This window comes from Candidatus Zixiibacteriota bacterium (assembly GCA_034003725.1).
Lineage (GTDB): Bacteria > Zixibacteria > MSB-5A5 > GN15 > FEB-12 > WJMS01.
In genome coordinates, this window is record JAVEYB010000019.1 from 23,868 (window position 1) to 32,826 (window position 8,959).

The 8,959-nt window shown below is 59.0% G+C and carries 7 protein-coding genes; 5 read left to right on the forward strand and 2 right to left on the reverse strand.

Annotated features, from left to right (window positions below):
* Positions 1-85: 85 nt before the first annotated feature.
* Complete coding sequence (locus tag RBT76_15105) at positions 86-3,214, reverse strand: GEVED domain-containing protein (protein MDX9859111.1); 3,129 nt, start codon at positions 3,212-3,214, stop codon at positions 86-88.
* Between the two features lie 606 nt (positions 3,215-3,820).
* Here RBT76_15105 and RBT76_15110 point away from each other — a divergent pair.
* From RBT76_15110 to RBT76_15125, 4 genes are all read left to right on the forward strand, one after another.
* The gene (locus RBT76_15110) at positions 3,821-4,465 is read left to right on the forward strand and encodes an ECF-type sigma factor (protein ID MDX9859112.1); all 645 of its coding nucleotides are present in this window, start codon (positions 3,821-3,823) and stop codon (positions 4,463-4,465) included.
* Positions 4,465-5,508: a serine/threonine-protein kinase gene (locus RBT76_15115; protein ID MDX9859113.1), complete on the forward strand. Its 1,044-nt coding sequence runs from the start codon at positions 4,465-4,467 to the stop codon at positions 5,506-5,508. Before RBT76_15110 ends, RBT76_15115 begins: the two co-directional genes overlap by 1 nt.
* A gap of 69 nt (positions 5,509-5,577) precedes the next feature.
* Complete coding sequence (locus RBT76_15120) at positions 5,578-5,952, forward strand: hypothetical protein (GenBank protein ID MDX9859114.1); 375 nt, start codon at positions 5,578-5,580, stop codon at positions 5,950-5,952.
* Positions 5,953-5,988: 36 nt separating this feature from the next.
* The gene (locus RBT76_15125) at positions 5,989-6,345 is read left to right on the forward strand and encodes a VOC family protein (protein MDX9859115.1); all 357 of its coding nucleotides are present in this window, start codon (positions 5,989-5,991) and stop codon (positions 6,343-6,345) included.
* A gap of 72 nt (positions 6,346-6,417) precedes the next feature.
* Here RBT76_15125 and RBT76_15130 read toward each other — a convergent pair whose 3' ends face one another.
* Positions 6,418-6,885, reverse strand: a complete 468-nt coding sequence (locus tag RBT76_15130) for a hypothetical protein (protein MDX9859116.1) — start codon at positions 6,883-6,885, stop codon at positions 6,418-6,420.
* Between the two features lie 193 nt (positions 6,886-7,078).
* Between RBT76_15130 and pruA the strand changes: the two genes are divergently transcribed.
* Positions 7,079-8,701, forward strand: a complete 1,623-nt coding sequence (pruA, locus tag RBT76_15135; protein ID MDX9859117.1) for an L-glutamate gamma-semialdehyde dehydrogenase — start codon at positions 7,079-7,081, stop codon at positions 8,699-8,701.
* Positions 8,702-8,959: the final 258 nt, after the last annotated feature.

An 8,959-nucleotide genomic window follows, 5' to 3' on the forward strand; every position in this document is an offset into this window, starting at 1 on the left:
CTGCACCAGAGCTCATCCAAAAAGAAACCGCCTGCCCTGAGGCTGGGCAGGCAGTTTCACGATTAACGGTTTCTAAACGGTGAGATTAGAACGGGCAGACCGGCGGATTGCCTCCATGGAAGAGGTACCCCGCCAGATAAACCACATCGTTGATGTTCACGATATCATCGCCTGTGCAGTCACCTGCGAAGTACGGCACCGGAGCCGGTCCGTACTGGAACATGTAACCGATCAGGTAGAGGACATCGTTCATATCCAGCACACCGTCGCCATTGGCGTCGCCGCAGACATAGCTGTCAAGGACCAGCGTGTAGTCTTCGACTTCACCATAGCTGGTGTTGCCGCACGGAGTCGGGGCATTGTAGTACCCGTCAAACATGCGGACGCGCATACGAGTCGGTGCCTCGACAGAGCCGACCGGCGGGACGAGCGTGGCCGTATACGGACCCGCACCCGGTGAACCGGCCATGGCAATCGTCTCACCAGCGTCGTCGAAGTCGAAGTCGTTGTTCCAGTCGATAAACAGCCAGCCCTCATCGGTCGAGTAGCCGCTGCCGACTTCGACCGTCGCCTGGTAGGTGCGGCCGATGTACAGCGTCGTCTGGAGCGCGGTGTAGTCGGTGTAGTTGCTGGCGCCGGACGAGTTGTCGATATCAACCAGCTCAACACGGCTGATATACTCGTACGCAGCCGAGTTCGACTGAGCCGGGCAGTAGCAGCCGGTGGCGTAGAAGCTGGCGCTGATGGTCAGCTGGTACGGGCCGGACGCACCCGGTTCCTCGAGCACCGGATAGTAGTAGGTGCCGGGTTTCAGGCACGCCCAGTTGATCACGACGTTGCCGTCGGGAGCAAACGTGTAGCTGCCGGCATACGTGAAGCCGTCGGCCAGACCGGTGCACGGGCAATCCAGCGCAAGGTTCAACCAGGCGTTTTCGAACGCCGGGGTCGTCCCCTGGTACGAGATTGTCACGTTGGCGTCAGCCGTCAGCGTGAAGGCTTCCCAGACATGGTTGCCCGGGAACGAAGTGCACTGGTTCGACGAACACGTGTTGTCGCCGGTGATGACGGCCGGGAAGGTCGTCTGGATATTGGCGTTTTCGCAGTTGTCGTTGTACGGCGGAGTGCAGACCGAAATGGTCAGGACACCGGTACCGACGTTCGCCGAATATCCGCCGACTTCGATCAGGTACTGCTGGCCTGCGATCACGGGCGTCAGGACCTCTGACTGCAGACCACAGGCGTCGTCGTTGCACTCGATCAGCGTGGGCAGCGGCGTGCAGCTGTAGCCGTCGTACACGGCCATTCTGGTGTCAAACGATGAACCGCAGAGGCTGATAATGGCGTTACCGGTCATGGTCGGCGTATAGACGTACCAGATGTTGGGCGACGTCAAACAGGTACCGGCCTCATCGTGTCCGGCCGCTTCAGTCGACCACGGCAGGTTCGTTACTTCGCCGACCGGTGTCGCATTGGCGCACTGATCGTTCGGCGGAGGCAGCGGCGCCTCATTGAAAATGATGTCATAGCTCGGTATGCATGTCGGCGAAGGCCACGTGTCTACCATGATGTAGTACGTGCCGGGCGACAATGTTAACCCATTGATCGATTTCGGCGAACCGCTCGACGAACTCACGACGCCGAGACAGGTCGTGGCGTTCGGCGGGCAGGTGGCATCGATCAGCATACCGCTATAGGTCGTGCCCTTCGGGTCGAGCGTGATTTGGTACACGCCGCCCTCGGTGATAGTGACCTCGTAAATGTGGTCCTCACCACCGTCATAGTAACCAAGACAGGTGTTGTTGTATGTGTCTAACAAACCGCAGGTGGTCTGTCCTGCGACCGTATAGGGCAGGCTGGCCATCGAAGGAACCGTCACCAGCGTCGGGTTGCCGCAGTCGCTGGCCGGAGGCGCCTCTTCGAAGGTGATGTCGAAGTCGGGGATGCAGTCAGGCGTCGGCCAGGTATCCACCATGATATAGTAAGTACCGGCGGCCAACGTGAGGCCTGCAATCATCTTCGGCGTACCGGTCGACGAACTCACGACGCCGAGACAGGTGGTGGCGTTCGGCGGGCAGGAGGCATCGATCAACATGCCGCTCCAGATGGATCCTTTCGGATCGAGGGTGATATTGTAGGAGCCGGTCTGGCTGATCGTCACCTCGAACATCACGTCCTCACCACCGTCGTAACTGCCGAGACAGGTGTTGCTGTACGAATTTGAATGACCGCAGTTGGTCTGGTTCGCCAGCGTATAGGGCAGGCTGGCGAGCGGCGGAACGGTCACCGGAATCGGGTTGTTGCAGTCGTCGCCCACACCGGCCACGGGGCACGGCGTGCTGCAATCCAGCGAGATGTCCCAGTCGCCGCCGAGCGCGTCGCACGCGGACATCGTGAGCATCGCGCAGGTCGGAGCCAGCGGGTCGCCATAGCAGCAACGGCCGAGCGGCGGCGGGTTGTCTTCGATCGACACGAAGTCAACGTTAGCCTGGGCGCCGTCCTGTCCGAGGTAACGGAAACCGATCTTCACGTTGGACTGGCCGACATAGGCCGCCAGTGAGATCGATTCCTCATACCATACCCACGTCGAGAACACCCCCTCGCCGCTTTCATCCCACAGTTTGGTCGGGTAGGTAGCGCCGCCGTCCGTGGAAATCCAGACTTCGAGGTCGTAGTTGTCATAGGGATCCACGCCCCAGTAGTAGCTCATCAGCCAGGCGAAATTCAGCTTGAGGTCTGCTGTCGCCGCGCTGAAGTCGAGGGCCGGCGTGTACATCCATTCATCCTGCGGGGCGACTAACACCCCGTCGTATAGCACCTGCGCCGATGCAAGTCCGTCGTAGGCGCTGGCTGCCTGATGCCAGGTGGCGGTCGGATCGTTAACGTTGGTCACGAGCGATCCCCAGCCGGCAGGCGGAACGGATGTTTCAAAGCTCTCGGTCAAAAATGCGGTTGACGGGAACTGCCGAGTCAGGTCGGAGACTCGAGGTTGCATCATCTTTGCCTGATCGGACAGGTCATATTCGGGTTCTTCCTCCCTGATAGTCTCATCCGGATCCTTCAGTGTGTCACCGGTTCCCGGACGAACATACAGCGGATTGATCGATGCTGGAACATTCTCGATCGGTTCCTTGTCAGCGAAGGAGACCGAAGCCATCCCGAATATCACCGCGAGTGCCAGAAGAAGTGTAGTCATCTTCTTACAATTGGTCATCATGGCACCTCTTGTTTTGGGTCTGTTGCGTTTACTGTCTGCTTTCAAAAACTCGTATTCTTCTGTGAATTACCACACAGATTGCGGGCTCTGACGATGAGTCACGTCGTGATGACGAACTCACGCGGCCCCTGCAATTCATGTCGTCAAGCCGTTACGCACATACGCCCGTCACACGCCAGTTTTGCCAGTCGCGAGAAAGGCCGTACGCTACCGACGGCAAATGACTCTACATTTGCTGGAAAATATCTGTTCTGAGTTGAAGAAGACTGGTTAATCGCTAAGACTGAGTACAATATTATATCGCGGACGCGCCCTGTCAAGAGAAAAAGGGAGCGTGGGGTCCCTTTTGTCACACGCGGCGCGACAACAACTGTCACATCATCGGGACAAAAGTTGTCACAACCATGTTAATCAGGCTGACAAACTGAGAGATACCTGATACATTATGTCGCGCATGCACCCCGCTTACAATTGCACAACGATCGCGTGTGACAAAAAATGACTGACGACACCACGTTTCATTCTGATGGTTCACGTTTCCCCCGGACTCGTCACTCGGCACTTGCAGCGCTTCGCGACGGGGCGGCACCGGAACGGAAACGAGCTATGCAAGTAATTGCTCAAGCCTACTGGAAACCCGTCTACAAATATCTTCGATTGAAATTCAGGATGCCGGAAGAGGCTGCAGCCGATACCACCCAGAGCTTCTTCGTGGCCGTAATCGAGAAGAGCTTCTTCGCCACGTATGACCCGACCCGCGCCCGGTTCCGTACTTTTCTGCGTACGTGCCTCGATCGGTTTGTCATGAATCAGGAACAGAAAGAATCACGCCAGAAGCGCGGAGGAAGCACGGAGATTCTGTCTCTTGACTTTGATTCAGCGGAATTTGAGATACAGCGGACCGGCACGTCACAGGATCCATCGCCGGACAGGATGTTTGAGATAGAGTGGGTTCGGTCGCTGTTATCGATTGCCGTGGACCAGCTGCGTGAGACTTGCGAGCAATCCGCGAAAAAGACGCATTATGTCCTCTTTTGCGACTATAACCTGAGCCGTGAGGAAGCTGCCGAGCCTCTCACATACGCCGCTCTCGCCGCGAAACACGGATTGACAACCGAGGCGGTAACCAATTACCTGGCGTGGGCGCGGCGGGAATTCCGAAGGATCGTGCTCGAAGCCATTAGGGATATGACCGCGACCGATGAGGAATACCGCGAAGAAGTCCGAACCGTACTGGGAATCGACCCATAATGACATTTCTCGACAACAGCAATCTGGAGCGGCTTCGACACCTGATCGACTACCCTGATTTATCCGGCACGCCCTACACCATGGTCAGGAAAGTGGCCACCGGTGGGATGGGGACGGTGTTCGTGGTGGACGACACCCGGCTTCATCGGGCAGTAGCCCTGAAAGTGCTGACTATCCCGGACGATACCGGTGCGCTGTCGGAACGAATGATTCGGGAGGCGCAAACGGTGGCGCAGCTGGAGCATCCCGGTATCGTCCCGATTCACGAGGTCGGACGGCTGGCCGACAGCCGGGTTTACTACACGATGAAATACGTCGAAGGGCAGACGCTTGCGGAGCATCCGCGCCATCCGGACGATCTGCCCGCCATGCTCCGGGTGGTTCAGCGGGTTTGCGAGGCGGTGGCATTCGCCCACGCCCGGGGGGTGATCCATCGCGATATCAAACCATCCAACATGATGTTAGGGGCGTTCGGCGAGGTCCTGGTCATGGACTGGGGAATCGCCGCGTGGCGACTGCCGGACACTCCCCCGGACCGTTCCCGGGAGCACGGTCCCGACCAACCGGCAGGTTCTACTGCCGATGGCGCCCTTAGCGGCACCCCGACATATATGTCGCCGGAGCAGGCGGCCGGGGATGGATCGGCAGTCGACGCCGGCAGTGATATCTACTCGCTCGGCGCCGTGCTGTACTTCGTCCAGACCGGGCGCGGGCCCTTTGATGATGTCTCCGGTGATTCCATACGCAAGGCGGTGGTCAACGGGGAATTCCCCCCACCGCGGCGGTTGGACCGGCGGCTCGACCGTCGGCTCGAGGCCATATGCATGAAAGCGATGGCGCTGAACAAAACAGTTCGCTACCAATCGGCGGTCGAGCTGTCGGACGATATCACGCGCTGGCTCGACGGGTGTCCGGTGACAGCTTACCGCGACCACCTGTGGGAGCGCTCCGCGCGGTGGGTGGGCCGGCATCAGTTTATCGTCCTGATTATCCTGGCGTATATTCTCGTCCGGTTTTTCATACTATTTTTGCTTGGCTATTAAAGAACCCGGGCCGGACGCGTAATAGAATCTCGAAACCAACTGAATCAGAAGCAGCATAAGGAGAGACGCATGTCCAAACCCGTACTTGGGCTGATCCTGGGCGCCGTGCTCGGCGCAATCGACGGCCTCTCGGCGCTTGTCAGCGCGCCTGAGGTCGCCCCGCAGATTATGGGAATCGTGATCGGTTCGACCATCAAAGGCGTGATCGCCGGCGTGATAATCGGGCTGGTCGCCCGCAAAGTGAACTCGCTGCCGATCGGTCTTCTGGTCGGCCTTGTTGTCGGCGCGGCGCTGGCGTTCGCGGTGGCGGCGATGCCGAACCCCGACGGCACCCACTACTACTGGGAGATCATGATCCCCGGTTCACTGGTGGGCATAATCCTCGGGTTCGCCACCCAGAAATACGGCCGCGCGCCGCAGAAAACGGCGCACCAGCCCGCCTGACAATCACTCGACACGAATCAGACACGGAGAGATACAATGGGACAGCCTGTGGTTCATTTCGAAATCGGCGGCGCCAAAAGCGATCAGCTTCGTGAATTCTATAGCAAGGCGTTTGATTGGAAGATACAAATGTACGGTGAGATGCAGTACGGGCTGGTGGCTGCAGAAGGGCCCGGGAGTATCGGTGGAGGAATCGGGCAGTCGCCGGAACCGACCGGACCGTACGTTACAATCTACATTCAGTCGAGCGATCTCGGTGCCGATCTGAAGCGGATCGAGTCGCTGGGCGGTCGGACGATACTCAAGCCGACACCGATTCCGGGGATCGGCAGCATGGCGCTGTTCGCCGACCCAGAGGGCAACACGCTGGGGTTGTTTAAGCCGGGCGAATAGGCCCAATACACGAATGTGCCGCATGGCATCCGCCCGCGGGCTCGGCCGGATACATACGGCGGTCTATCGTCCTCACCGCAACTCTCGCATCCAGTGCGTCACCTCGGAGCCGTCGGGATAGATAATCTCCCACGAGGTACCGGTGGTCTTCGCCCAGTACCGTCCCGGTTCGAGCATAAACGGCTCGCCGATCGGGTCAAGCGTGACCAACTCGTAGTCATGCACGGCCAGCAGGAGACGCTCCTCGAAGACTTCGTTGACGACAACGGCCCCGATTATACGGATCGGCCGGTACCCCTGCTTCTCGAGATACCGCGCGGCGGAACCGTCCATGAACGACGGTACAGGGGCCAGAGCGAAACTCTCGATCAGCTGCTCCTGTTCGACGTCATTGAGCTTGTACAGTCCGTACGTTTCGTATTGTTCCGGCATCACCTGCTGCAGCGGCGCACGCGTGGCTTGTTCATCGGCGCTGATGATACCGCTCACGATCACCACCGCCGCTGCGACCGCACTTCCTAGACCGAAAATTCGTCGCATGGGAAACCTCCCGGGTTAGCTGCTCATGTTGATTATACGTCTCGGGCCGGTCAACGGGCTTGTCCCGATCGAAGTCCCGGTTGCGCTTGCCCCGTTCTGACGATCCTGTTATATTCGCCATTCGCGGCCCGATTGCCGCTCAACGAAGCAACGAGACGCTGGTCATAAACACCGCAGATTCGCGGAGGAACGTATGGGTTTATTCGAAATTCCCACCCCCACCAACGAGCCGGTCAAGGATTATGCGCCCGGTTCGCCGGAGCGCGCCCGACTGGAGAAGGCGCTCAAGCATCTGAAAGCCAACCCGATAGAGGTCCCGATGGTGATCGGCGGCAAGGAGATCAAGACCGACACCGCGGTCGACATACGCTGTCCCCACAACCACAAACTGGTCCTCGGTAAGTACCACCAGGGTACGGCCGAGCACGTGAAAATGGCGGTTGATGCCGCCGTGGAAGCTCAGAAGACCTGGGCCCACGTGCCGTGGGAACACCGGGCGGCCATCTTTCTGAAAGCCGCCGACCTGCTCACCGGGCCGTACCGCGAAGTCGTGAACGCCGCCACTATGCTGGCTCATTCCAAAAACATCTATCAGGCGGAGATCGACGCGGTCTGCGAGCTGGCGGATTTCTTCCGCTTCAACGCCTATTTCATGCAGGAGATCTACCGCCTGCAGCCCAACAGCGCGCGCGGTATCTGGGACCGCATGGATTATCGCCCGCTCGAAGGGTTCGTGTTTGCCGTCACACCGTTCAATTTCGTTTCGATCAACGGCAACCTCCCGAGCGCACCGGCCATGGCGGGCAACGTGGCGGTATGGAAGCCGGCATCGACCGCGACCTACACGTCGCATTTCATCATGAAGATCTTCCGGGAAGCGGGTTTGCCGGGTGGCGTGATCAATCTGGTATTCGCGCGCGGCTCCGCGATCGGCGATACGGTACTCAAAAACCCGCACCTGGCCGGCATTCATTTCACGGGTTCGACCGCCGTTTTCCAGAACATGTGGAAGACGATCGGCGACAATATCGCGAAGTACAAGAGTTACCCGCGCATAGTCGGCGAGACCGGCGGCAAGGACTTCATCATCGCCCACAACTCGGCGGTGCCGGAGCAGGTTGCCACCGCCATCACGCGCGGCGCTTTCGAATTCCAGGGACAGAAATGTTCCGCGGCCTCGCGCTGCTACCTGCCGAAATCGACCTGGCCGAGGATAAAGGAAGTTCTCCTCAAACAGCTCGGCGAAATCAAGATGGGCGATCCCGAGGACTACACCAATTTCGTCAACGCGGTGATCGATGAGTCGGCGTTTGATTCGATCACACCGTATATCGACCATGCCAAGGCGACCCCCGGTCATGAAATCATCTCGGGCGGCAACTACGACAAGTCGAAGGGGTATTTCATCGAGCCGACCGTGGTCGTGACAACCGATCCGCATTCGAAGTTGATGGAGGAGGAGATTTTCGGGCCGGTCGTGACGTTGTATATTTACGACGACGACAAGTATGCCGAGACACTGCACATTCTCGACGGTACGTCGCCGTACGCGCTGACCGGCGCGGTGTTTGCGACTGACCGCAACGCGGTGATGCTTGCGGAGCGGACGCTTCGCAACGCCGCAGGCAACTTCTACATCAACGACAAGCCGACCGGCGCGGTCGTAGGACAACAGCCGTTTGGAGGCGGGCGCGCCTCGGGCACCAACGACAAGGCGGGCGCGATGCAGAACATGATTCGCTGGATTTCGCCTCGGTCGATCAAAGAGAATTTTATTCCGCCGACCGACTATAAGTATCCGTTCCTTGCGAAGTAGCGTTCGCACGGACTGACTGACGTATGGGAAACCGCCGGGTTGTTGAGGCCCGGCGGTTTTCTGTTTGGGGAGCGTTGGGTCACACGTGCCGTCGACAGGATCCCGCAGCAAGCTGCGGGGGACCACCCCGTCCCACCCGCCGTTCGCGGACTCACTCCGGGTGGGGTATATAGCCGGGCGGGTCTCGGGTTCTGCCCTACAAGCCTGAATCGGTTGGGAAAATGCGGAGTAGGCTGTATATTATGGAAGTCGATCATC

What these genes read in the sequence shown, in the direction of transcription:
- RBT76_15115 (MDX9859113.1), top strand. Translation starts at nt 4,465, where the DNA reads ATGACATTTCTCGACAACAGCAATCTGGAGCGGCTTCGACACCTGATC.
- RBT76_15110 (MDX9859112.1), top strand. Translation starts at nt 3,821, where the DNA reads ATGCAAGTAATTGCTCAAGCCTACTGGAAACCCGTCTACAAATATCTT.
- pruA (MDX9859117.1), top strand. Translation starts at nt 7,079, where the DNA reads ATGGGTTTATTCGAAATTCCCACCCCCACCAACGAGCCGGTCAAGGAT.
- RBT76_15130 (MDX9859116.1), bottom strand. Translation starts at nt 6,885, where the DNA reads ATGCGACGAATTTTCGGTCTAGGAAGTGCGGTCGCAGCGGCGGTGGTG.
- RBT76_15120 (MDX9859114.1), top strand. Translation starts at nt 5,578, where the DNA reads ATGTCCAAACCCGTACTTGGGCTGATCCTGGGCGCCGTGCTCGGCGCA.
- RBT76_15105 (MDX9859111.1), bottom strand. Translation starts at nt 3,214, where the DNA reads ATGATGACCAATTGTAAGAAGATGACTACACTTCTTCTGGCACTCGCG.
- RBT76_15125 (MDX9859115.1), top strand. Translation starts at nt 5,989, where the DNA reads ATGGGACAGCCTGTGGTTCATTTCGAAATCGGCGGCGCCAAAAGCGAT.